The following is a 23356-nucleotide window of genomic DNA, read 5'->3' as shown; positions in this document are numbered from 1 at the left end:
GGGCCGGTGAAGTCCCCTACGGTTCGGCAGCGCCCCTTTAGGGGCGCGGGGAACTGCGCGACCAGCCACGACGGCGCCGCAGTCGGCAGCGGCACTTCCAGCGGAGCGCCTAGTCCGGCTCCGGCGTCGGCCCCGTCAGCAGTGCCTCGGCCGACCTGCGGAAGGCGGCCAGCAGCCGGTGGTTGTCCCCGGCGCGGGTCGCCAGCACCACGTGGCTCGGCTCGACGCCGTGCAGCGGGACCGTGGTCAGGTCGGGGCGGACGGTCGCGCCGGGCACCCGGGGCGCGATCGCCACGGCCTGCCCGGCGGCGACATGCTCGAACTTGTCCTCCACCGCGACGATCAGCGGACCGTCGGGCGCGGGGCTGCCGTCCGGCCGGGGATCCACGCGCCAGAACGCGTTCCAGAGCGGATCCTTCCCCCGGGGCAGCGGCTCGTCGGCGATGTCGTCGAGGGTGACCGACTCCTTCCCGGCCAGCCGGTGGTCCAGAGGGACCACCAGGACGCGCGGCTCGTCGTAGAGGACCGTCACCCGCAACCCGTCGGTGCGCAGCGGCAGCCGGGTCACGACGGCGTCCACGCGCCCTGTCAGCAGGGCCTCGTGCGGCTCGCCCCAGTCGAGGTGCAGGGTCCGTACGTCGGCGTCCGGGAAGCGGCGGCGCAGCTCGCGCACGGCCGGGGTGACGAAGATCCCGTTGATGTACCCGACGGTGATCCGGCTGGGCTCGGCGGCGGCCCGGGTGGCAGCGGCGGCCTCGCCCGCTGCCCGCAGCAACGCCCCGGCCCGGGCCAGGAACACCTCGCCGGCCTCGGTGAGCCGGGCCCCCTGCGGGGTGCGGTCGAAGAGCCGCGCACCCAGCACCTGCTCAAGGCGCTGGATCTGCCGGCTCAGCGCGGGCTGGGTGATGTGCAGGGCATCTGCGGCCCGCCCGAAGTGCCGCTGCCCGGCGACGACGGTGAAGTACCGCACGAGCCGCAGATCGAGGTCGGGGGCGGAAGCCGGATCAGCCATGCCTCCAGCATAAGACCGACGACCTGCAGCGATGCCTGAAAGGCATTGCGTATTGCGAAACAGGCTTTGGACGCCGGCCGCCCGCCGGCCGAACGATGGAAGCACGATCCCCTCTCTCGAAGGAGCACCCACCATGCGGGTATTCGTCACCGGCGGCAGCGGCTTCATCGGTTCCGCCGTCGTCCCCGAACTCCTCGGCGCCGGCCACCGGGTCCTCGCCCTCGCCCGCTCGGACAGGTCGGCCGAGGCCCTGCGGGCGGCGGGCGCCGAAGTGCACCGCGGCAGCCTCGACGACCCCGAGGACCTGGCCCGCGCGGCGGCCGACACCGACGGCGTCATCCACCTGGCCTTCAACCACGACGACTTCCCGAACCTCACCCTCGCGGCGGAGGGCGACCTGCGCGTGATCGAGGCGATCGGAGCGGCCCTGGAGGGCTCGGACCGGCCCTTCGTGGTCACCTCGGGAACCCTGATGCTCGCCTCGGTCGAGGGCGTGGCGACGGAGGAGGACACCCCGGTACCGGGCACCTATCGCAGCGACTCAGACCTCGCGGCGCTCGCCCTCGCCGAGCGCGGGGTACGCAGCGCGGTGGTCCGCCTGGCCCCCACGGTGCACGGCCGCGGAGACCAGGGCTTCGTAGCCCGGCTGATCGACGTCGCCCGGGAGAAGGGCGTCGCCGCGTACGTCGGCGACGGCACCAACCGCTGGCCGGCCATCCACCGCCTCGACGCGGCCCGCCTGTTCCGCCTGGCCCTGGAGTCGGCCCCGGCGGGCACCGCCCTGCACGGAGCGGCCGATGAGGGAGTCCCCTTCAAGGACATCGCGGCGGCGATAGGCGGGGGCCTCGACGTACCGGTGAAGAGCATCCCGGCGGATGAGGCGCAGGCCCACTTCGGCTGGCTGGGCATGGCGGCGTCGATCGACAACGCGACATCGAGCGAGCGAACCAGGAAGCTCCTGGGCTGGAAGCCGGAACAGCCGGGTCTGATCGCCGACTTGGAAGAGGGCCACTACTTCAGCGCCCCGTAAGGGGCGCGGGGAACTGCGCGCCCAGCCCCCACCGAACCCGCACCCGTCAACGGCGCACAAGCACCCCATCCAAGAACCCGTTGCTGAAAACCCGGTGTGGATCAAGGCGGTCCAACACCTCGACCGCCGCATCCCACACCGCACCCCCGAACGACCCCGGAATCCTGGTGCCGAGCACCTCCTCATCACTCCACACACCCGACTCCGTATAACCCCACCCTTTGGACCACTCGACCCGAGTCCCCTCGAACCTCTCGAACAGGAACTGCTCCAACTCCCGCAAGAACGCCTCCGCATAGGGCGTCCCCGGCAGCGAGAGCACATCCAGCCACACGGCGGTGTCCGCACCGTCCCGAGGCCGCATCGCGGACAGCAGCGGCATCTGAGCGCCGTCCACCCCGACATCGGACGCCTCGTCCAGCCCCGTCACCCGGATCTCCACCGACCCGTTGACCGGGAACCGCCCCGACGCGGCGTACGCGGTGAGCCGTTCCCGGTAGAAAGAGGTGAACTCGTGCACCACCCGCTGCACGTCGGCCCGCCGAGTCAGCACCGCGTACCCGTTCGCGTTGATCCGCAGTGTGGTCGGTCTGACGTACAGCAGCGTGTTCTTCGACGGCCCCCAGATGTCAGCGGACAGCGTCGCCGCCAACCCGAGCGCCGCCGCGTCCAGTTGCGCGTTGCCCAGCACCGGCGCCAGGTACCAGGCCGCGTCGGCCGCCATCCGTCCCACGAGGTCGGCGACCACGGTCGGCACGTTGTCGGAGAAGGGGTAGTTGTACGGCGAGGTGACGTGCCGTGAGGCGAGCGGCCTGACCGGCGCGACGCTCCACTCCTTCAGCCACGGGTACTCGGTGAAGGCGAACCAGATCGCCTCGACCCGCCCGGACCGCCGCAGGAAGCCGTCCAGGGTCCGGCCACCGGACCCGGGCGCGGCGAACAGCTCGCCGGCCGGGATGTCGGTCCGGCTGACGCACCGCAGCCCGCTGTTCGCCCCGACCCGCAGCACGACCTCGGTGACCAGCGCACGGCCCAGATGCGTCAGGAGCGCCGCACAGTCCGCCTCGTCACGCCGGAACGTCCGCAGGACATACGTTCCTGCGCTCTCGTCCCACACCACCGCCGTCAGCGCCACCACCAGGTTGCTCAGCGAGCCGTAGGTGTGGCCGGGGAGCGGTTCCTCGCCGTCGGCCGGTACGGCGGTGCCGTGCGCGTCGATCGCCAGCGCGCCGCCCAGTGTCAGATCGCCCGGCGCGGGCGCGGCGGTCAGCCCGAGGCCGTGGCCTTCCAGGAAGGTGAGCAGCGCCTCCAGGGTGACCCCGGTCCCGGCCCGCACCTCCGTGGCGGAGTCCAGGGCGAGCCCGGTGAGGTGGCCGGCGGTGTCGACGAGCAGGACCTTGTCGTCGGCCCCCGTCCCCTCGGTGATCGTCAAGGGCGACCAGCCGTGTGCGGAGCCACGCGCGCGGACCCGCCAACCGTTGCGCCAGGCCCAGTCGACGGCCGCGAGCACCTGACCGGCGTCGGCCGGGGCGCACGCCCACAGACCGTCCGCGGTGATCTCGCCGCCCCAGTTGCGGTACGCGGATCGGTACAGGGCGACCTCCGCCGGGAAGCCGGGCAGTTCGGCGGCGGCCATGGCCGGATCGGCGGCCAGCAGCACCGGAACCGCGGCGAGCGCGGCGGCGGACCGCAGGAAGCCCCGACGGCTCCAGCCGTCTGGGGAAAGCGAGTTGTCCGGTGAATGATCAACCATGCCGACACGCTAGGGGGCCGGTGGACACACCTCCGATTTCCGTCCACCGCAATCACCCGTGTGAGTGAACGATTCACAGGTGGGCGGGGGCGGACCGGCCCGTGACAGCGTTGTCGGTGGCGGATGACAGACTGGCGCCATGGACGAACGCGTAATCGGCAGGTCGGGGCAGCGGGCATCGGTCGTCGGCCTCGGCACATGGCAGCTCGGCGCCGACTGGGGCGAGGTGGACGACAAGGAGGCCCTCGCCGTTCTGGAGACGGCGGCCGAGTCGGGGGTGACCTTCTTCGACACCGCCGACGTGTACGGCGACGGGCGCAGCGAGCAGACCATCGCCGCCTTCCTGCGCGGCAGGCCGGACCTGCAGGTGCTGGTGGCCACGAAGATGGGCCGCCGGGTCGACCAGATCCCGGAGAACTACGTCCTGGACAACTTCCGCGCGTGGAACGACCGGTCGCGCCGCAACCTCGGCGTGGACCGCCTGGACCTGGTGCAGCTGCACTGCCCGCCCACCCCGGTCTACTCCTCCGACGCGGTGTACGACGCCCTCGACACCCTGGTCGAGGAGGAGCGCATCGCGGCCTACGGCGTCAGCGTCGAGACCTGCGCGGAGGCGCTCACCGCGATCGCCCGCCCGGGCGCGGCCAGCGTGCAGATCATCCTCAACCCGTTCCGCATGAAGCCGCTGTACGAGGTGCTCCCGGCCGCCCGGGAGGCCGGCGTCGGCATCATCGCGCGCGTGCCGCTCGCCTCCGGGCTGCTGTCCGGCAAGTACACCAAGGACACGGTCTTCGCGGCCGACGACCACCGCACCTACAACCGGCACGGCGAGGCCTTCGACCAGGGCGAGACCTTCTCCGGCGTCGACTACGCGACCGGCGTCGAGGCCGCCGCCGAGTTTTCCGCCCTCGCCCCCGAGGGGTACACCCCGGCCCAGCTCGCCCTGCGCTGGATCATCGACCTGCCCGGCGTGACCACGGTGATCCCGGGCGCCCGCAACCCGGAGCAGGCCCGCGCCAACGCGGCCGCCGCGAAGCTCCCGGAGCTGCCGGAGGAGACGGTCACGGCGATCCGCGAACTGTACGACCGCCGGATCCAGGACCAGGTGGAGAGCCGCTGGTAGCAGTGGCGCGGACCGGGAGCGCAGCCGTGCCGCTCCCGGCCCGTACCGTTTCAAAGACGGGCCCGCCGGTTACGCGTACTCCATGACCGACCAGGAGCGGCGGACCGGGCGCGACGAGACGGAGGAGGAGCGCGCCGACCGGATGTGGAGCGAACTCATCCAGGAGGTGCGCGTCGCCCAGACCGGTGTCCAGATCCTGTTCGGCTTCCTGCTCACCGTGGTCTTCCAGCAGAAGTACGCCGAGCTGTCCGGCACGGACAAGACGATCTACATCGTCACCGTCATCCTGGGCGCGGCCGCCACGGGCGCCCTCATCGGCCCGGTCTCCCTGCACCGGCTGGTCTCCGGCCGCAGGGTGAAACCGCAGGCGGTGCGGACGGCGTCCCGGCTGACCTCGGTCGGCCTGTTCCTGCTGCTGGCCACCATGACCGCGTCCCTGGTGCTGATCCTCCGGGTGGCCACCGGCGGCAGCTCTGTGACCTGGGCGGTGGCGGCCGTCGTCGGCTGGTACCTGGTGTGCTGGTACGGCCTGCCGCTGTGGTCCCGGCACCGTCACACGACCCGCTGAGCCGCGTCACACGACCCGCTGAGCCGCTTCCAGCGCCCGCAGCTGCCGGTCGTGCACCCTGCTCAGCACCAGTACGGACACCGTCGCCCCGATCAGCGCGCAGAACATGTCCCACTGGGTGTCCCACACGTCGCCCTGGGTGGCCAGGAAGGCGTCCGCGCCGTGGCCGCCGATCTCCGCCGCCAGCCACTCCAGCAGCTCGAAGCAGGCGCTGAACGCGAGGCAGGCGCACACCGTCAGCGGGGCCAGCCAGCGGCTGCCGCGCAGCGGTGAGGTGCGGCTGAGCAGCTCACGGACCAGGATCGCCGGCACGAAACCCTGCATGAGGTGGCCGAAGCGGTCGTACGGATTGCGGGACAGGTGGAAGGTGTCGCGCACCCAGTCGCCCACCGGCACCTCGGCGTAGGTGTAGTGGCCGCCGACGGCGAGCACCAGCGCGTGCGCCGCGAGGAGCACGGCCAGCAGGCCGGTCAGCGGGAAGCGCCGCCAGGTCAGCACCACCAGCGGCAGCCCGACCAGCACCCACACCGTCTCCAGGAACCAGGTCGTACGGTCCCGCGCGCCCCACGCCGAGAGGGCCATGCCGGCCACCACCACACCGGCGAGCAGGGCCGGCGGAACACGGCGGGGCACTCGGTGCGGAACGGGGCGCGGGGCGGGGTGCACTGCGGTCATGGCGGACTCCTCGTCGTGGGAGCCCCATCGTGGCCGCGGCGTCCGGGCGCCGGCATGAGTACGGCTACTCAGCCGGTGGCGAGGATCTCCGCGAGTACGTCGTCCACGGGGAACTCCTCCCGGCCGGGCGGCACGGCCAGGTAGGTGTCGCTCAGGAAGGAGGCCAGCGCGGGCGCCCACGCGAACACCACCGCGTGGTGGCGGCTGCCGCCGGGCAGGGGGTCGCCGAGGAAGTCCATGCGCACTTCCCTCCAGCGCCCCTGCCGTACGGGACGCAGCCGGACGTCCCCGACCCCGACCGGCTCTCTCAGACCGTCGTTCAGCATCTCGCGGTCCAGCCGCCACCGGGCGAGCACCCGGCCGTCCAGGGTGAACACCGCGGTGACGGCGAACGGGTCACCGGCGTCGTACGACAGATGGGCGAGGACGGGACAGCGGCCAGACCCGTCCGCACGGAGCTGTACGACCAAGGTCCTGTGCACGATGGGGTTCACGCGAGTGGCCTCCGAGAACGATCGGCTTGGTGCCCTCTAGTACCCCTCTCGCGGGAAAAACGCTCAATCGTGAGCGGAATTGCCCTACGGATCCCACGAATCCCGCGAATTCCACGAATCCGACGAGCCCCGCGAGTACTACGTGCGCTACGCGTCCTCCGTGCCCTTCGCGCCGCGCAGTGCGGCCAGGCAGGAACCGATGGCCTGCTGGAGGTCCTCCAGGCGCTGGACCATGTCGTCCTCGTAGAAGTCCTGGGCGTCGTCGAAGGTCAGCTCCTCGAACGCCTTGGTCGCCTTCTGCAGGCTGTTGTAGAACTTGGTGCGCTTCTCCTGGACCCGCAGTTCGGGGTCGGCCTCCACCGCCTCCACCACCAGGTTCTTCATGGTGTCGAAGGCCTCGGCCGCCCACTCGCCGGTGTCCTCGTCCTCGTCCAGTTCGTCGAGGAGCGACAGATGGCGCTCGGCCTCCTGGCGCAGGTCGGCCGGCGCGTCGACGGTCTGCCCGGCCGGGGTCTTGATCTGGCCGGACTCGGCGATCTGCCGGACGTAGCCGATCCGGTCGGCCGAGCGGCTCTCGGTGGCGACGGCCTTCTTCAGGTCGGCGGTGCGGACCACGTCACGGGCCAGCACGGTCTGCAGGTCCGGGTCCTCCTTGATGCGGTCCAGGAGCGCCGAGCGGGCGGCGCGGGCGGTGGACGGGTCGGCGAGGATCGCGGCGCGCAGCGCGGTGGGGTTCTCGGCGACTTCGAGGGCCTTGGTGGGCCGGATGCCCTCGGCCTCGGCGGCCTCCGCGATGGCGGTGCCGCGCTCGGAGCCGGCGCTGTTGCGGGAGACGTAGTAGTCCAACCAGAGGTCGGAGTCCGGGAGTTCGACCTCCTGGCCGGGGGCGAGTGCCTCGAAGTGCGGGACCACACCGTCGTCGGCGGCCTTGTCCCAGGCCTTGTAGTAGCGCATGACCCGCTCCGGCGAGCAGCCGGCCAGTTCGGCGAACTCCTTCGCCGGGACCTTCGGCGTCTCGTCCGCGCCCTGCCCTCCGGGCCGTACGCTGCGGGCCACCATCAGCCCGAACGTCCAGCCTCCGGTCCGCACATAGGCGCCGAACTCGCGCGCGTCCCGCGCCACCAGGTCGGAGAGGGGAGCCGGGGACGCGGTGGACGTCTCGGACGGGTCGATCGCTAGGGTCACGGAGGACACTCCTGAAGGCTGCCGAACTGCTTACGTACCGACCGGCAGCCTATATCGACCCATTGGCCGGGGTTTGCCGCACCGTCGAAGTCCGGCCGAGCGCGTCGTACAGCACCCGGCGCGTCAGCTCGCCGAGCCGCGGAACGTCTCCAGGAAGGTCTTCATGGCGAGTTTGTCGGCGGCGTCGTCCCAGGCGGCGGCGGGCGTCGTGATGCGCAGTGAGAAGCTGCGGCCGCCGCCGAGCAGGAAGCCGCGGCCGAAGGTGTGCACCCGGTCGGCGCCGGTCCCGGAGAGCCATTCCATGTCGGCTGCCTTGTGCCCCTGGTAGGTGGTCGCCTTGATCTCGCCGATCCGCTGGTAGCCGTCCAGCTTCTCAAGACCCGGCTCCACGTCGTCCCGCCAGATCGCGACCGGGTCCGGGCCGGCCTGGGTGCTGTAGGTGACGGCCAGGGTGCGCAGGTCGTCGCCGCCCGGGCCGAAGGTGACGCGGTAGGCGACGTCGTCCCGGGCGGTGTCGAGGCGCTTCCAGCCCTTGGGGAGCGCCACGGAGAACCCCTCCGGGGCGGTGTAGCGGTGGAAACCGGCCGGCAGGGCACCGGCCGCGGCCGTCGCAGAAGGGGACGCCGACGCGGAGGCGGAGGCGGAAGGCGACGGGCTGGGGGAGGCGGACGACGTCCGGGACGGCGAGGGGCTGGGGGCGTTGCCGTCCGTGCGGTTGGCCGGATCGCCGGCCGTGGCGGAGGCGCTCGGGGCCGAGCCCGCCGAGGAGGCGCCCGGCAGGCCCTGGGTCGCAGCCAGCACCGCGACCGACACGGTCACCACGGCCAGTGCGGTCCCGCCGATCATGGTGGTCCGGCTCCACCCGGAGGACCGGGCGGCCACATAGGCACCGCGCAGCCGGGAGACGGGGGCCGGCTGTTCGACCGTGTCGGGGTCCTCGTCCAGGACACGTGTAAGCGCCTGACGTACCACCGTCCGGCTCAGCCGCTCCCGGGAGCTCTTCCGCAGCAGCCCCTGCACCACCTGGGTCAGCGGGCCGGCCCGCAGCGGGGTGCGCAACGGCAGCCGGTCCACACCCTTCAGGGTGGCGTCGGCCTTGCCCCGGTCCCGGAACGGCGGCCGCCCCTCGACCATCGTGTAGAGGATCGCGCCGAGTGCCCACAGGTCGGCGGCGGGCCCGATGCGCTCGTCCCGGGCCTGCTCCGGCGAGGCGTACGACGGCGCGGTGACCCGGGGCGCCAGCGTCGCGCCGGCCAGGCCGAACCCGGTGACGACGACCGGGCCCCGGTCACGGACGAAGATCTGCCCGGGGCTGAGCTCGCCGTGCGTGTAGCCGTCGGCGTGCGCGGCCTCCAGCACGTCGAGCACCTCGAGTCCGATGCGGGCGGCCCGGACGTAGTTGAACGGGGGCTGCTGGGCGAGCAGCTCACTGAGCGGCGTGCCGTCGATCACCTCCGTCACCGTCCACAGCGCGCCCGCCTCCTCGAAGGCGTCGATCACCATGGCGACCCGGCCGGGCCGCAGCGCGCTCATCACCTCGGAGGAGCGCAGAATGCGGGCGGTGGTCCGGCGCACGGTGTCCTCGGTGGGCGGCTCGGGAAACGCGATCTGGGTCACCAGGCGCGGTCGCTCGGCCTGCACGTCCTCCGCGTACCAGCTGACGCGGTTCGGCTCGCGGTCGGCGATTTCGAGGAGCCGGTACCTTCCGGCGACCAACTCTTGTGCGGAGACATGCGCCTTGACCATCGTCATCCCTCGCTGAAACCCCTGCCTCGTCATTGACCAGAGGTACGCGGGACAAGCCCTGGTTTGTTCAATGAATCTGCAACTCGGAGACCTTTCTTGCCTTTTATTCAAGTGGCGGCACCGGCCGGGAACTTGGGGAAAACAGTGAATGGCCGGGCTTCGACCTGTGGGTAACCGACGGTAAAGGCCCGGCTGCGATTCGCTGGTCAGTCCAGGCCGAAGCGCGCGGTCCACTCCGAGATCTCCTGGTGTGTCACATTGCCCCCGCAGACCACGAGGCCGATCCGCGCCCCGTCGCCGACCCGCTCCCGCACCTGCCGGGCCGCGGGCAGCAGACAGCCGGCGGCCGGCTCGGTCCACACCTTGGCGTGCTCGGCGAACTCCAGGCTGCCCCGCACCGCCTCCCGGTCCGGCACCACCAGCACCTCCTCCACCAGCGCCGCCGCATGGGCGTACGTCAGCCGGGAGACGGACGGCGCGCTGAGCGTCGTCACGATCGACGACACCGCGACCGGCAGCGGACCGCCCGCCGCGAGCGCCTCGGACATGGCCTGCGCGCCCGCCGTCTCCACGCCCCACACCCGGACCCCGGGGCGGCGGGCGCGCAGAGCGGCCGCGACCCCGGCGATCAGGCCCCCGCCGCCGATGCTGACGATGACGTCGGTGAGGTCGTCCGCGTCCTCGGCGAGCTCCAGGCCCACCGTGCCCTGTCCGGCGATCACCACCGGGTCGTCGAAGGGGTGGACCAGCGTGAGTCCCTCGTCCCGCAGCCGCGGCAGCATCTCGAACGCCGTGTCCATGCCGTCGGTGAGCCGCACCGACGCCCCGGCCGCCTCGACCAGCCGGATCGACCGGGCGGGCGCGGTGCGGGGCATCACCACCGTCGCCTTCACGTCGAGGACCGCGGCCATCACCGCGAGGGCGATGCCGTGGTTGCCGCCGCTGACGGCCACCACGCCGGCCGCCCGCTCGGCCCCGGTCAGCGAGAGCAGCTTCGCCGTGGCCCCGCGGGCCTTGAAGGAGCCGGTGCGCTGGAGGAGTTCGAGTTTGGCGGTGACCGGGACGCCGAGCAGCTCCGACAGGCCGGGGCTGGGCACGGTGGGGGTGCGGACGACGTGTCCGGCGACGGTCCGGGCCGCGGCTTCGATGTCCGAGATGCCGATGATGCCGTTCAAGGCGGTTCACCCTTCCGGCGCGGGGGGCGACGGTCCGCGCCGCTCGCACCTTCACCCGGCCGGACCGCCCTGGTCAACCCGGCCCCGCCGGGGCGCCCCGGCCACGCGGACCAGGGCTGCCGGGTGTCAGTGCTGCTGTGCCTTCTGCGGGGTCAGTTCGCTCGGCCGGACCACGACGTACCCCTCGCCCTGGAGCATCAGCTGGACCGCCTCGCCCGAACCGCCGCGCAGCATCGACCCGATGGACTGCGAGCGGTGCAGCGAGGTCTGCAGGTGCGCGGTCCAGCCCACCACCGCGTCCGTGTCGACGTACACCGGGACCTGCGGCGAGACCGGGATCACCAGCGGGTTGCCGTCGCAGACCAGGCCGAGCCTGCCGTACCCGGAGAACACACTGTTGAACAGACCGCCGCCGGCGATGCCGGACCCCTTCACCGTCCTGATCTCGTACGCCAGTGTGGCGTCGAAACACAGGACGTTGCGGCCGTTCACCGTGAACTGGTCGCCCGGCTCTATCTCGACGATGAAACAGTTCTGCGCCTCGTGCGCGAACCAGGCCTCGCCCTGGCCCTGTACGGACATCAGCGGCAGCCCCTCGCCGGTGACCGCGCGCTTGAGCATTCCGCCCACGCCCTGGCCCTTGCGTTCGAACTTCAGGCTGCCGCGGTGCGCGATCATCGCGCCCTGGCGGGCGTACATCTCGCCGTTGACCGTGTACTTGACGCACTTCGCGTTCTCGACGCTCATGCCCGGCTCTGCCGCCGGTGCCACCATGTGCTGACTGGAAAAGAGATCACCCTTCATGCCGGGCATGGTGTCCCGGACGGACCCGTTCCGCCAAGATCGCGGACGGTACCGGTTCAGGCACCGAACAGCTGGGTCCAGTAGGTGCCGGCCCGGCCGCCGCCGGCGAAGCCGATGCCTATGTGGGTGAAGTCCGCTTTGAGGATGTTCGCCCGGTGGCCCGGGCTGTTCATCCAGCCGTCCACCACCTCGGCCGCGGAACGCTGGCCGCACGCGATGTTCTCGCCGATGGTGCGCCGCCGCGAGCCCGCGGCGGCGGCCCGGTCCCACGGCTGGGTGCCCTCGGGGGAGGTGTGCGAGTAGAAGTCGCGGGTCGCCATGTCCGTGCTGTACGCCTGTGCGGCCGCGGTCAGCTGCGGATCCACCGCGAGCGGCCGCAGCCCGGCCCGGGTGCGCTCGCCGTTGGTGAGGTCGACGACCTCGGCGCGGGTGCGGGACAGTTCCGCCTGGGTCAGGGGTCTGGCCCACAGGGCGGTCCAGTACGTGTCCCCGTCCCCGGGGCCGCGGGCGTGGGCCAGGCCGGCGTGGGTGAACGCCGGGTCGAGCAGGGTGCGCCGGGCGTCCTCGGTGCGCAGGCAGTAGTCCACGAACTCGGCCGGGGTGCGGGGGCCGGAGACGAGGTGCTCGCCGACCGTGACATAGGCGAATCCGGTGTCGCTGATCCGCTGGTGGACGGAGACGCCGTCGCGGCTCTCGGTGGCCAGCCGGCCGGCCTCGGCCATCGCCCCGGCGTGGGCGTGGGCGGCGGAGGTGAGCCGGGCGTCCGGGGCCACCGGCGGGCGGCCGGCCCGGGCGCGGGCGGAGTTGACCAGGCCCAGCAGGCCGTCCGGATCGGGGAGCGAGGCCGTCGAGGGACGGGCCGGCGAGGCCGCCGTGCGCTGGGCCGGGATCGTGGCGCGGAAACCGCCGGCCGGCTGCCGGTCCTCGATCACGTCGACCCCGAAGTCCCGGGCGAGTCCCGCCAGTCCGTCCGCGTACCCCTGGCCGATCGCGCGCAGCTTCCAGCCGGTGCCCCGGCGGTATATCTCGGAGAGCAGCAGCAGGGTCTCCGTCTGCGGGCGCGGCGGAGCGAAGCGGGCCACCGTACGGCCGAGGCGGTCGGTCACGTGCAGGGTGGCGGCGGGCAGCCGGCCGAGCGGGGTGCCGGGCTCGGCGGCGGTGACCGTGAGGGTGACGCGCTCGGCGCCGGCCCGCAGCAGGGCCGGCTCGACGGTGAGGGTGTCACCGCGCAGCCGGACGCCGGGCGCGTCCGGCTGGTTGTAGAACACGAAGTCGGCGTCGCCGCCGACCTTGCCGCTCTCGTCGGTGATCAGCGCCGACACGTCGAAGGGACCGGGCACCCGCAGCGTCAGCGCGCCGCCCGGAAGGGGCAGATTGCCCCCGGGGACCAGCTCGCTCATCGCGCCGCCTCCACGAGGTCAGGGGCCGGACGTCGCGCCCGGTGGGGGAGTCGCCGGTTGAACGTCCGGCCCGGGCGCGAGGTTCCCCCGGCGAGCCGCGGTGCTACTGCTCCCGCGGCGCGGCGGGTGCCACGTCCTCCCGCTCGATCGGCGTGGTCGCGCTGCGCGCGGCCTTCTGCTTGCCGCAGAACGCCGGCTCCAGCGTGGCCGCCAGCGCGTTGAGCACGCCGGAGCTGTTGGAGGCGTTGGCCAGCGCGGTGAGGCTGCGCTTGCCGTCCTTGCTGGTGAAGGCATACGTGTAGTAGCCCTGGACGGCGCCCGTGTGGCCGTACACCGAGACCCCGCAGGACAGGTCGCGGCGGCGCAGCCCGAGGCCGTAGGAGGTGTTCGAGTTCACGCGGGTGAAGCGCTCCATCTCCGTGAGGCGGGCGGCCGACGTCAGCTTGCCGCGCACCAGCGCCGAGTAGAACGTGTCGAGGTCGCGGGCGCTGGAGATGATGGCGCCCGCGCTCTGCGCCCAGGAGACCGTCTGGTCGGTGGCGTCGACGGGCGCGGCACCCGCCCGGTCGGCGGTGAGGTAGCCGTTGGCGTGCTGTCCCGGGATCTTCGTGTCGGGGTGCACGTAGAAGGTGTCGGTCAGCTGCAGCGGCTTGAAGATGCGGTCCTCGTACTCCGTGCGCACGCTGTGCCCGGTGAGCTTCTCGATGAGCAGGCCGGCGACCACGAAGTTGGTGTTGGAGTACGAGTAGGCGGCGCCCGGCGCGTTGGTGCGCGGCTTCTTCAGGGACAGGTTCACCAGCTGGCGGTAGGTGAAGACCTTGTCGCGGACGGCTTCGAAGCCGGACACGCTGCTGGCGAACAGGTCGTTGGTGTAGTCGTACAGACCGCTGCGGTGGCTCAGCACGTGCCGCACGGTGATGCGGTCGTCCGGCAGCAGCCCCGGCAGGTAGCGGTTGACCGGCGCGTCCAGGGCGAGCTTGTGCTCGTCCACCAGCTGCAGCAGGACCACCGCGGAGAACGTCTTGGTGACACTGCCCACGCGGAAGCGGTCGGTGGTGGTGAGGGCGCGCCGGCTCGTCCGGTCGGCGACGCCCTGGGCGGACCGGTAGACCTGCGTACCGTCGTCGATGCGGGCCATCGCGCCGGGCGCGCCCTTCGCCACCACCGAGCGCAGCACCGCGGCCAGCCCCGCGGTGTCGGGCGCCGGCAGAGCGGCGGCCGTCTGCGGCCCCGGGGCCGTTCTCATGGGCGCCGCCTGGGCCGGGACCGCGAGCAGCGACAGCGTCACCGCCCCGAGCACCGCGCTTCTGCACATCATTGCCGAGACCATTCGGACCTGCTCCTCTCCGTGCTGTCTTCGATGCGAGATGAGTCACATGCGGGTCGGGGAACCTTCTCGCATCCCGTCACATCTCCACAGCCGAAGCACAGTTGGTCACTCCCTGATCACCGTGCGGTGGGGATTCGCCAAGTATTGCCATGAAAAGCAGGAAAAGCGACGAATTCCGCTTTACATGGACATGATTCGTCCGGAAGGGTTGCGGCCCGGGGCCCGACCAGCCCCCTTGGCGCCCAACGGCGCTCTGCCGCAAGGTGGTTGGTGACCCCGGCCGTCTTCGAACGAAGGAACCCTGATCAGTGCGTAGTGCGCACATACGCAGCGTGGCGGTCGCCGTCGCCGTGACGACGGCCGCCACGGGCCTGGCCGGTACGGCCTTCGCCGGTCCCGCAACGGGGGAACGACAGTCGGCCACGGCCTCCACCACGACGGCCGCGCAGGTGGTGGCGGCTGCCCGGGCCGCCGCCTTCGCCCACGCCTCGGCGACCGGTGTCGGCGCGGGCGACGAGCTCCAGCCACAGGATGTGATGATCGACCCCGAAGGGGCACGCCACGTCCGCTTCGTCCGCACCCACCGGGGCATGCCGGTGCTCGGCGGCGACCTCGTCGTCCATCTTTCCCACCGGTTGGCCTACACCGGCGTCACCCGCGCGGCCGACCACACCGTCAGGCCCGCCGCCACCGAGGCGAAGCTGACCGCCCGGCAGGCCGAGGAGAAGGCCGCCGCGGCCGCCGGCGGCGACGCCGGCACCGCGCAGCTCGTGGTGGACGCCCGGGACGGCGCCGCCGCCCTCGCCTACCAGGTGACCGTCGACGGCTCCGACGGCTCCAGCACGGTCGTCGTCGACGCCCTCACCGGACAGGTACGCAGCAACACGCCGGACAGCGACGAGTTCCTCTCGCCCAAGCTGCTGAAGACCCTCCGCAGCCGCGGCGAGACCCTCGACCCGGCCGCCGGCACCGGCGTCCGGGCCCAGGCCCTCGCCGGCGCGTCCGTCTCGGCCGCCGCCCACTACCCGGCGACCGCCCACGGCTCCGGCAGGTCCCTCTTCGTGGGCAAGGTGCCGCTCACCACCACGCAGACCGCCCGCAAGAGCTTCCTGCTCAAGGACCCCACCCGCTACGGCACCGAGACCCGGGACGCCAAGGGCAGGGAGACCGAGAGCTTCGGCCAGGGCACCAAGTTCACCAGCACCACCGACAGCTGGGGCAACGGCACCACCACCAGCCGGGGCAGCGCCGCCGCCGACGCCCAGTACGGCATCACCGAGACCCTGGACTTCTACAAGAAGACCTTCGGCCGCAAGGGCATCGCGAACAACTCCAAGCCCGCCCGCGCCATGGTCCACTGGGGCAACAAGGTCGGCAACGCCTTCTGGGACTCCGCCTGCGGCTGCATGCTGTACGGCGACGGGGACGGCGACGAGATCAAGAAGCCGCTGGTCGTCCTCGACGTCACCGGCCACGAGCTGACCCACGGCGTGGTGGACGCCACCGCCAAGCTCGAACCGACGTACGTCGACAACGACGGCAACCAGTTCGGCGAACCCGGCGCGCTCAACGAGTCGCTGGCCGACATCTTCGGCTCCGGCGTGGAGTTCTTCGCCAACAACCAGAAGAACCCGCCGAACTACCTGCTGGGCGAGAAGCTGGGGCTGCAGCAGAAGTTCCTGCGCCGCCTCGACCACCCCTCGCTCGACCGCCTCGAAGGCACCGTCGACTACTGGTCGCCCGAGGTGGCGAACGCCGAGGTGCACGCCGGCTCCGGCGTCTCCTCGCACGCCTTCTACCTGCTCGCCGAGGGCAGCGGCCGCAAGACGATCGGCGCCACCACCTACGACTCGCCGACCTACGACGGGTCCACGGTCACCGGTATCGGCCGCGCCAAGGCCACGGCGATCTTCTACCGCGCCCTGACCCGGTACATGGTCTCCTCGACCGACTTCCACGACGCGCGGATCGCGACGCTGAAGGCGGCCACGGACCTCTACGGCGCGAGCAGCGTCGAGTACCGCACGGTCGACCAGGCCTGGGCCGCGGTCGACGTCACCGAGGCCAACACGCCGGCCGCCCGCCGCTGACGGGCGCGACGCACCGCCGATCCGGGTGCCCTGTCGGGGGGCCGGGCACCTGGATCGGTTCCAACGCCCCCGCTTCACCCGCCATTTGAAGGCCACGACAGCCTCACAGTCAACCTTCAGGTGATTCCTGTTTCTTTTATTGACAGCGGAAAATAAGCCACCTAAGTTCCCGGCCATGCGCTCCACCTCCCGTGCCGAGACGTTCCCGGCCCACACGCCGGCCGTCTCGCAGATCTTCACCACGGTCCTGTCCCACGGCCCCCTCACCCGGCTGGAGGCGGCCCGCCGGGCCGGCCTGTCACCGGCGGCCGTGACCAAGGCCGTCCGGCCGCTGCTGGCGGCCGGGTACCTGGCGGAGGACGCCGACGGCGAGGCCCGGCCCGCCCTCGGACGCCCCGCCAACCTGGTACGGGTCGACGGCGGACGCGCGCTGTTCATCGGGGTCAAGGTCACCGGCGACGAGGTCATCGCGGTACTCACCGACCTGTGCTGCCGGATCCTGCTGGCCCGCCGGCTGCCGGTCACGGACCGCGCCGCCCGGGCCGTCCTGACCTCCGTCGCCGACCTGACCCACGAACTGCGCACCGAGGCCGAGGACTTCGGTGCCCCCGTGCTCGGCCTCGGCATCGCCGTCTCCGGCGACGTGGACCGCGCCGAGGGGACCGTGCGCTACTCGCCCTTCCTCGACTGGCGGGACGTGGCCCTCGCCGAACTCGCCGCCATGACCACGGGGCTGCCGGTCGTCGTCGACAACGACGTACGCGCCCTGACCGTCGCCGAGCAGTGGTTCGGCGCCGGGGTCGGGCTCTCCGACTTCGCCGTCGTCACCGTCGGCGCCGGCATCGGCTGCGGACTGGTGATCCACGGCCAGGTGGTGTCCGGCGCGCACGGCGTGGCGGGGGAGATCGGGCACGTGGCCATCGACCCGGCCGGGCCCCTCTGCCACTGCGGCAACCGCGGCTGTGTGGAGGCGATCGCGGGGGACGCCGCGATCGTCACCCGCATGCGGGAGGTGACCGGCCGTCAGGTCGCCGACTCCGCCGCGGCGGTGGCCCTCGCCCACGAGGGCGTGCCCGGAGCGCGCGAGGTGTACGCCCGGGCCGGCGAGGCCATCGGCCGGGGCATCGCGACGGTGGCCAATCTCTTCGGCCCCGAACGTGTGATCATCTCCGGCGAGGGACTCGCCGCCTACGACCTCTTCGCCGAGCAGATCCTCGACTCGTTCACCGCGGCCGCCTTCGGCTCCGCCGCGCAGAGCGACGTACAGACCCGCCCACTCGCCTTCGAGGAGTGGGCGCGCGGGGCCGCGGCCGCCGCGATCCAGTCCTTCATCACCTCTTCTCCCACACCGACGGGCAAGGGCTGAGCCGCCCAAGACCCCGAACCCTGGAGGGCCCATGCGGTCACCTTCGAATTCCGCCCTGCCCGTACGCGGGCTGAGAACCGTCCTCGTGCTGGCGCTGACGGCCGCCTTCGCGGCCGCCGTGCCCGCCGCGCAGGCCGACACGCCCGCCCCGATCGCCGCCAAGCCGTACATGGGCTGGTCGAGCTGGAGCATGCAGTCGTCCAAGTACCCGGGCCTGAACGACAAGGGCGACTACAGCTACCTCACCGAGGCGAACGTCCTCAAGCAGACCGACGCCATGGCGAGCAAGCTGAAGAAGTACGGCTACGACTACATCAACATCGACGCCGGCTGGTGGATGGACTGGAACTGGAAGACCGGCTACGACCAGTACGGCCGCCAGAAGGCCGACCCCGCCCGCTTCCCCAGCGGCATGAAGGCCGTCGCGGACCGCATCCACGCCAAGGGCCTGAAGGCAGGCATCTACCTCCCGGCCGGTCTGGAGAAGGGCGCGTACGGCGACGGCAAGACGCCGATCTGGAACGCCGAGGGCTGCACCACCGCCGACATCGTCTATGACGACCTGCGCACCACCAACGGCTGGGACAGCGCGTACAAGATCGACTTCGACAAGCCGTGCGCGCAGAAGTACATAGACTCCCAGGCCCAGATGATCGCCGACTGGGGCTACGACTTCCTCAAGCTCGACGGCGTCGGCCCCGGCTCCGGCAAGAGCGGCGACCAGTACAACAACATCGCCGACGTGGCCGCCTGGAACAAGGCGATCACCGCCACCGGCCGCCCGATCCACCTGGAGGCCTCCTGGTCCCTGGACTTCGGGCACGCCGCCGACTGGCAGAAGTACACCAACGGCTGGCGCATCGACACCGACGTCGAGTGCTACTGCAACACGCTCGTCAGCTGGGAGAACTCCGTCAACGACCGCTGGGACGACACCCCGGCCTGGACCGGCAAGGCGGGCCCCGGCGGCTGGAACGACCTCGACTCCCTCGACGTCGGCAACGGCGCGATGGACGGCCTCACCAAGGCCGAACGGCAGAGCTACGCCACGCTCTGGGCCGTCGCCAAGTCGCCCCTGTTCACCGGCGACGACATGACCAAGCTCGACGACTACGGCGTCTCCCTGCTGACCAACCGCGACGTCATCGCGATCGACCAGAGCGACAACCCGCCGGCCCGGCCGATCACTCCGTCCGACCCGCAGCAGGTCTGGGCCGCGAAGAACGCCGACGGGACCTACACGGTCGCGCTGTTCAACCTCGCGGACTCGCCTTCGGCGGTCACCGCAGACTGGACCGCCCTCGGCTTCAGCGGCAAGGCCTCGGTGCGGGACGTGTGGAACCACGAGGATCTCGGCAGCTTCCAGAACAAGATCACCGAGGCGCTGCCGGCGCACGGCTCGCGGCTGTTCACCGTGACGCCGAAGGGCAGCGCGCTGGCATCCACCGGGTACGAGGCCGAGGCGAGCGGCAACACGCTGAGCGGAAACGCTTCTGTCGCCGGGTGCGACGCGTGCTCCGGGCAGAAGAAGGTCGGAAACCTGTACCTGGGCGGCAAGCTGACCTTCAACAACGTGGTGGTCGACAAGGCCGGTACGTATCTGGTGAAGGTGGCCTACATCAGCGGTGACTCCCGGTCGGCCACCATCGCGGCCAACGCCGGCGGCGGGACCGGCCACAAGTTCCCGTCCACCGGGGACTGGGGGACCGTGGCGACGGTGAGTGTGCCGGTCACGCTGAAGGCCGGTGCCAACACGATCAGCTTCGACAGCGGGTCGGGGTACGCGCCGGACGTCGACCGGATCGACGTTCCCAAGTCTCCGCGCTAGTCACCTCGATCACCTCGGTACGTGCGTCGTCGGGAACTGCCGGCCGGTGGGGGCTGGCCGCGCAGTTCCCCGCGCCCCTGACGGGGCGCCCTCCTCACGGACGTTGGATTGGAACCCCATGGACAACCACCCCAGCAGACGCAGCTTTCTGGCCCTCGCCGCGGCCACCGGAGCCCTCGCCGGGCTTCCCTCCTTCACCGCCTCCGCGGCGCCGCTGCGGTCCTCTGAGCCGCTCACCTCTCCCCGGCACCAGCTCTGGTGGCAGGCGCCCGCCGACGACGGGTCGATGATCACGCAGGGCCTGCCCATCGGCAACGGTCGGCTCGGTGCTCTCGCGAGCAACGACTCCGGCCGTGAGCTCCTCCTGGTCACCGACGCCACGCTGTGGACCGGCGGGCTGAACGACACCCTCGACTCCGACGGCCAGTTCCCCTACGGGCGTGCCGACTTCGGCTCCCTCACCCTCCTCGCCCGGCTCGTCGTCGAGATACCCGACCACGACCTGGGCGCCGTATCCGACTACCGCCGCACCCTCGACCTCGAGAACGGCGTGGTGACGGCGTCCTACGTCCGCTCCGGAGTGACGTACCGGCGGCAGATCTTCGCCAGCCGTCCCGACGACGTGATCGTGCTGCACTTCGGCCAGGACGGCGGGGGCCGCTACACCGGCACCCTCACCTTCGAGGGCACCCACGGGGAGACCGGCGGAACCGCCGAGTCGTTCGCCGGTTCCTTCGCCAACGGACTGAAGTACGGGGCCGCCGTCAAGGCGTACGGCAGCGGCGGCAGCGTACGGGTGAGCGGCTCGCACATCACCTTCACCGACTGCCGCGAGCTGACCGTCGTACTCAGCGGCGGCACCGACTACGCGCCGGACGCCGCCGCCGACTACCGCGACCCGTCCGTGAACCCGGTGGCGCTGGCCCGCACCAAGGTCAAGGCGGCCGCCCGGCACTCGGCGGACTCGCTGCTGCGCACCCACGCGGCCGACCACCGGGCGCTGTTCGGGCAGTTCGACCTCTCCCTCGGCACCTCGACCGCCGACCAGCGCGAGCTGGACACCTGGGCGCGCATCCAGGCCCGCGCCGACACCGGCAACCCCGACCCCGAACTGGAGGCCGCCTACGCCCAGTTCGGCCGCTATCTGATGATCGCCGGATCGCGCGACAGCCTGCCGATGGGCCTCCAGGGCATCTGGCTGGACGGCAACGACCCGGACTGGATGGGCGATTTCCACACCGACATCAACATCCAGATGAACTACTGGATGTCCGACCGGCTGGGCCTGTCCCAGTGCTTCGACGCCTACACCGACTACTGCGTCGACCAGCTCCCCTCCTGGACCGACCTCACCCAGCGGCTCTTCCAGGACTCCCGCAACCGCTACCGCAACTCGGGCGGCAAGGTGGCCGGCTGGACCGTCGCCATCTCCACCAACCCCTTCGGCGGAGGCGGCTGGTGGTGGCACCCGGCGGGCAACGCCTGGCTGTGCCAGAGCCTGTGGGAGCACTACGAGTTCACCCAGTCCCGGGCCCACCTGGAGAAGATCTACCCCCTCCTCAAGGGCGCCTGCGAGTTCTGGGAGGCGCGGCTGCTCACCACCACCCTGGACGACGGCAGGGAGGTGCTGATCGCGGACAGCGACTGGTCGCCGGAGCAGGGACCGCTGGACGCCAAGGGCATCACCTACGCCCAGGAACAGGTGTGGATGCTGTTCGGGAACTTCCGCACTGCGGCCGCCGAGCTGAAGAGGGATGCTGGATACGCGGGCACCATCGGCAAGCTCCGTGACCGCCTCTACCTGCCGGTGGTGAGCCCCAAGACCGGCTGGCTGGAGGAGTGGATGTCCCCGGACAACCTCGGCGAGACCACCCACCGTCACCTCTCGCCCCTGATCAACCTCTTCCCCGGCGACCGGATCCGCCCCGACGGCTCCACCCCCGCCGACATCGTCAAGGGCGCCACCGCCCTGCTCACCGCCCGCGGCATGGACAGCTTCGGCTGGGCCAACGCCTGGCGCTCGCTGTGCTGGTCCCGGCTGAAGGACGCCGACAAGGCCTACCAGCTCGTCGTCCGCAACCTCCGTCCCTCCGACAACGGCAGCAACGGCACCTCACCCAACCTCTTCGACATCTACCAGGTCGAGGAAGGCCGGGGCATCTTCCAGATCGAGGCCAACTTCGGCACCCCGACCGCGATCCTGGAGATGCTGCTGTACTCCCGCCCCGGCCACCTGGAGCTCCTGCCCGCCCTGCCCGCCGCCTGGGCCGCCTCCGGCAAGGTCACCGGGGCCGGCGCGCGCGGCGGCTTCGTCGTCGACCTGAGCTGGCGCGACGGCAAGCCGACCGAGGCCAGGATCCGCAGCGTCGGCGGCCGTACGACCACGGTCGCCTACGGCGGCAAGACCCGGACGATCACGCTGAAGCCCGGCGCGTCCGTCACACTGAAGGACCTGGCGCGGTGACCGGCCGGTACGCGCGGCTCCTCGGCCTCGCCGCCGTCTTACTGACCACGGTCGCCTGCCAGACCGGGTCCGCCACGGCGGCACCCGTGTGGCAGCCCTCCTCCCAGTCCTCGTCCCAGTCCTCCTCTCCGTCCTCTTCCCGGCCCTCCACCGGGACCGCTCCGTCCTCCTCCCGGTCCACCGCCTCCGCCCGGCAGGACGTCGTCACCTGGGGGGCCAGCGCCGACCAGATGGGACAGGGCACCGCCGACCGCGGCTACCGGCTGGTCGTGCACACCAGTGCAGCCGGCAGCGATCTGCGGGTACGCCTCTCCAACGCGTTCGGCGACCGGCCCCTGACCCTGGACAGCGTCTACGCCGGACTCCAGAGCCAGGGCGCCGCCCTCAAGCCGGGCAGCAACAAGCGGCTGACCTTCGACGGCGCCCGGACGGTCACCGTGCCCGCCGGCGCCACCGCGTGGAGCGACCCGCTGCCCGGCAGCCTGCCCGCCGGCAGCAACCTGGTCGTCAGCCTGCACAGCCCGGACGCGGCCGGCCCCGCCACCGGCCACTGGATGGCCATGCAGACCTCCTACGCCACCCAGGGCGACCACACCGCCGAGGAGAGCGCCGCCAACTGGACCGAGACCACCGGCTCCTGGTGGTATCTGGACTCGGTCTCCGTACGGCCGAAGAACCCGGCCACCGGGGCCGTGGTGGCGCTCGGCGACTCCATCACCGACGGCTGGGCGTCCACCAGCGACCAGAACCGCCGCTGGCCCGACTATCTCGCCCGCCGTCTCCAGAAGGCGGACACCGAGGTCAAGGGCGTGGCCGACGAGGGGATCTCCGGCAACAAGGTCCTCGCCGACGGCGCCGGGCAGGCGGCCCTCAACCGGCTGGACCGCGACGTCCTCAGCCAGCCGGGCGTCCGTACCGTCTTCCTCTTCGAGGGGGTCAACGACATCAAGGCCCACAGCGGGGTCACCGCCGCCGACCTGATCGCCGGCTACCAGGAGGTCGTCCGGCGGGCGCACGCGGCCGGGAAGTGCGTGGTCGCCTCGACCGTCGGGCCGTTCGAGGGCTGGTCGGAGTGGGACCCGGCCGGCGAGGCCGTACGCCAGCAGGTCAACCAGTACATCCGCACCAGCGGGGAGTTCGACGGGATCGCCGACTTCGACCGGATCCTGCGCAGCCCCTACGACCAGGCACGGATGCTGCCGTTCCTGGACGGCGGCGACCACATCCACCCCAACGACAAGGGAATGCAGGCCATGGCCGACTCCGTCGACCTGGCGGGCCTCGACTGCGACCACTGAAATACCTGGACCACC

Annotated in this window: 18 protein-coding genes; 8 read left to right on the top strand and 10 right to left on the bottom strand. The window is 71.7% G+C overall.

The window, feature by feature from the left end; genetic code table 11:
• Window positions 1-109: 109 nt before the first annotated feature.
• Window positions 110-1012, bottom strand: coding sequence for a LysR family transcriptional regulator (locus SSP29_RS23345; protein WP_089102697.1), 903 nt, complete (start codon window positions 1010-1012; stop codon window positions 110-112).
• A 133-nt stretch (window positions 1013-1145) separates the two neighbouring features.
• Between SSP29_RS23345 and SSP29_RS23340 the strand changes: the two genes are divergently transcribed.
• Window positions 1146-2042: an SDR family oxidoreductase gene (locus tag SSP29_RS23340; protein ID WP_089102696.1), complete on the top strand. Its 897-nt coding sequence runs from the start codon at window positions 1146-1148 to the stop codon at window positions 2040-2042.
• Window positions 2043-2088: 46 nt separating this feature from the next.
• On the opposite strand, the gene SSP29_RS23335 is transcribed toward SSP29_RS23340, so the two are convergent.
• The gene (locus SSP29_RS23335) at window positions 2089-3795 is read right to left on the bottom strand and encodes a cholesterol oxidase substrate-binding domain-containing protein (RefSeq protein ID WP_089102695.1); all 1707 of its coding nucleotides are present in this window, start codon (window positions 3793-3795) and stop codon (window positions 2089-2091) included.
• 139 nt (window positions 3796-3934) lie between these two features.
• Between SSP29_RS23335 and SSP29_RS23330 the strand changes: the two genes are divergently transcribed.
• Window positions 3935-4918: an aldo/keto reductase gene (locus tag SSP29_RS23330; RefSeq protein WP_089102694.1), complete on the top strand. Its 984-nt coding sequence runs from the start codon at window positions 3935-3937 to the stop codon at window positions 4916-4918.
• An 82-nt stretch (window positions 4919-5000) separates the two neighbouring features.
• Window positions 5001-5486 (top strand): DUF6328 family protein, encoded by a 486-nt coding sequence (locus SSP29_RS23325; RefSeq protein ID WP_089102693.1) that lies wholly within the window; start codon window positions 5001-5003, stop codon window positions 5484-5486.
• A 6-nt stretch (window positions 5487-5492) separates the two neighbouring features.
• Here SSP29_RS23325 and SSP29_RS23320 read toward each other — a convergent pair whose 3' ends face one another.
• The 8 genes from SSP29_RS23320 to SSP29_RS23285 all read right to left on the bottom strand — a co-directional run bounded on the left by SSP29_RS23320 (window position 5493) and on the right by SSP29_RS23285 (window position 14295).
• Window positions 5493-6161 (bottom strand): DUF2238 domain-containing protein, encoded by a 669-nt coding sequence (locus SSP29_RS23320; RefSeq protein ID WP_089102692.1) that lies wholly within the window; start codon window positions 6159-6161, stop codon window positions 5493-5495.
• 68 nt (window positions 6162-6229) lie between these two features.
• Window positions 6230-6655, bottom strand: a complete 426-nt coding sequence (locus SSP29_RS23315; RefSeq protein ID WP_089102691.1) for an SsgA family sporulation/cell division regulator — start codon at window positions 6653-6655, stop codon at window positions 6230-6232.
• Window positions 6656-6802: 147 nt separating this feature from the next.
• Window positions 6803-7840, bottom strand: a complete 1038-nt coding sequence (locus SSP29_RS23310) for a hypothetical protein (protein ID WP_089102690.1) — start codon at window positions 7838-7840, stop codon at window positions 6803-6805.
• 123 nt (window positions 7841-7963) lie between these two features.
• Window positions 7964-9592 carry a serine/threonine protein kinase gene (locus SSP29_RS23305; RefSeq protein ID WP_089102689.1) on the bottom strand — a complete coding sequence of 543 codons (1629 nt, stop codon included), beginning with the start codon at window positions 9590-9592 and terminating at the stop codon, window positions 7964-7966.
• Between the two features lie 200 nt (window positions 9593-9792).
• On the bottom strand, window positions 9793-10752 hold the full coding sequence (locus SSP29_RS23300; protein ID WP_089102914.1) for a threonine/serine dehydratase family protein: 960 nt from the start codon (window positions 10750-10752) through the stop codon (window positions 9793-9795).
• Window positions 10753-10887: 135 nt separating this feature from the next.
• On the bottom strand, window positions 10888-11565 hold the full coding sequence (locus SSP29_RS23295) for an AIM24 family protein (RefSeq protein WP_089102913.1): 678 nt from the start codon (window positions 11563-11565) through the stop codon (window positions 10888-10890).
• 56 nt (window positions 11566-11621) lie between these two features.
• On the bottom strand, window positions 11622-12965 hold the full coding sequence (locus SSP29_RS23290) for a CAP domain-containing protein (protein ID WP_089102688.1): 1344 nt from the start codon (window positions 12963-12965) through the stop codon (window positions 11622-11624).
• A 103-nt stretch (window positions 12966-13068) separates the two neighbouring features.
• Window positions 13069-14295 (bottom strand): serine hydrolase domain-containing protein, encoded by a 1227-nt coding sequence (locus SSP29_RS23285; protein ID WP_089102687.1) that lies wholly within the window; start codon window positions 14293-14295, stop codon window positions 13069-13071.
• A gap of 308 nt (window positions 14296-14603) precedes the next feature.
• Between SSP29_RS23285 and SSP29_RS23280 the strand changes: the two genes are divergently transcribed.
• From SSP29_RS23280 to SSP29_RS23260, 5 genes are all read left to right on the top strand, one after another.
• The gene (locus tag SSP29_RS23280) at window positions 14604-16385 is read left to right on the top strand and encodes a M4 family metallopeptidase (protein ID WP_089102686.1); all 1782 of its coding nucleotides are present in this window, start codon (window positions 14604-14606) and stop codon (window positions 16383-16385) included.
• A gap of 175 nt (window positions 16386-16560) precedes the next feature.
• A complete protein-coding gene (locus SSP29_RS23275) occupies window positions 16561-17751 on the top strand; it encodes an ROK family transcriptional regulator (RefSeq protein WP_089102685.1) in 1191 nt (396 codons plus the stop codon).
• Window positions 17752-17782: 31 nt separating this feature from the next.
• Window positions 17783-19579 (top strand): alpha-galactosidase D, encoded by a 1797-nt coding sequence (locus SSP29_RS23270; protein WP_089102684.1) that lies wholly within the window; start codon window positions 17783-17785, stop codon window positions 19577-19579.
• A gap of 118 nt (window positions 19580-19697) precedes the next feature.
• Window positions 19698-22043, top strand: coding sequence for a glycosyl hydrolase family 95 catalytic domain-containing protein (locus SSP29_RS23265; RefSeq protein WP_089102683.1), 2346 nt, complete (start codon window positions 19698-19700; stop codon window positions 22041-22043).
• Window positions 22040-23341: an SGNH/GDSL hydrolase family protein gene (locus SSP29_RS23260; RefSeq protein ID WP_150134750.1), complete on the top strand. Its 1302-nt coding sequence runs from the start codon at window positions 22040-22042 to the stop codon at window positions 23339-23341. Before SSP29_RS23265 ends, SSP29_RS23260 begins: the two co-directional genes overlap by 4 nt.
• Window positions 23342-23356: the final 15 nt, after the last annotated feature.

Source organism: Streptomyces hyaluromycini (genome assembly GCF_002217755.1).
GTDB classification, from domain to species: domain Bacteria; phylum Actinomycetota; class Actinomycetes; order Streptomycetales; family Streptomycetaceae; genus Streptomyces; species Streptomyces hyaluromycini.
This window is presented reverse-complemented; position numbering and strand designations above follow the sequence as displayed.

What these genes read in the sequence shown, in the direction of transcription:
- SSP29_RS23335 (WP_089102695.1), bottom strand. Translation starts at nt 3,795, where the DNA reads ATGGTTGATCATTCACCGGACAACTCGCTTTCCCCAGACGGCTGGAGC.
- SSP29_RS23340 (WP_089102696.1), top strand. Translation starts at nt 1,146, where the DNA reads ATGCGGGTATTCGTCACCGGCGGCAGCGGCTTCATCGGTTCCGCCGTC.
- SSP29_RS23305 (WP_089102689.1), bottom strand. Translation starts at nt 9,592, where the DNA reads ATGACGATGGTCAAGGCGCATGTCTCCGCACAAGAGTTGGTCGCCGGA.
- SSP29_RS23295 (WP_089102913.1), bottom strand. Translation starts at nt 11,565, where the DNA reads ATGAAGGGTGATCTCTTTTCCAGTCAGCACATGGTGGCACCGGCGGCA.
- SSP29_RS23290 (WP_089102688.1), bottom strand. Translation starts at nt 12,965, where the DNA reads ATGAGCGAGCTGGTCCCCGGGGGCAATCTGCCCCTTCCGGGCGGCGCG.
- SSP29_RS23320 (WP_089102692.1), bottom strand. Translation starts at nt 6,161, where the DNA reads ATGACCGCAGTGCACCCCGCCCCGCGCCCCGTTCCGCACCGAGTGCCC.
- SSP29_RS23270 (WP_089102684.1), top strand. Translation starts at nt 17,783, where the DNA reads ATGCGGTCACCTTCGAATTCCGCCCTGCCCGTACGCGGGCTGAGAACC.
- SSP29_RS23265 (WP_089102683.1), top strand. Translation starts at nt 19,698, where the DNA reads ATGGACAACCACCCCAGCAGACGCAGCTTTCTGGCCCTCGCCGCGGCC.
- SSP29_RS23285 (WP_089102687.1), bottom strand. Translation starts at nt 14,295, where the DNA reads ATGGTCTCGGCAATGATGTGCAGAAGCGCGGTGCTCGGGGCGGTGACG.
- SSP29_RS23345 (WP_089102697.1), bottom strand. Translation starts at nt 1,012, where the DNA reads ATGGCTGATCCGGCTTCCGCCCCCGACCTCGATCTGCGGCTCGTGCGG.
- SSP29_RS23330 (WP_089102694.1), top strand. Translation starts at nt 3,935, where the DNA reads ATGGACGAACGCGTAATCGGCAGGTCGGGGCAGCGGGCATCGGTCGTC.
- SSP29_RS23325 (WP_089102693.1), top strand. Translation starts at nt 5,001, where the DNA reads ATGACCGACCAGGAGCGGCGGACCGGGCGCGACGAGACGGAGGAGGAG.
- SSP29_RS23275 (WP_089102685.1), top strand. Translation starts at nt 16,561, where the DNA reads ATGCGCTCCACCTCCCGTGCCGAGACGTTCCCGGCCCACACGCCGGCC.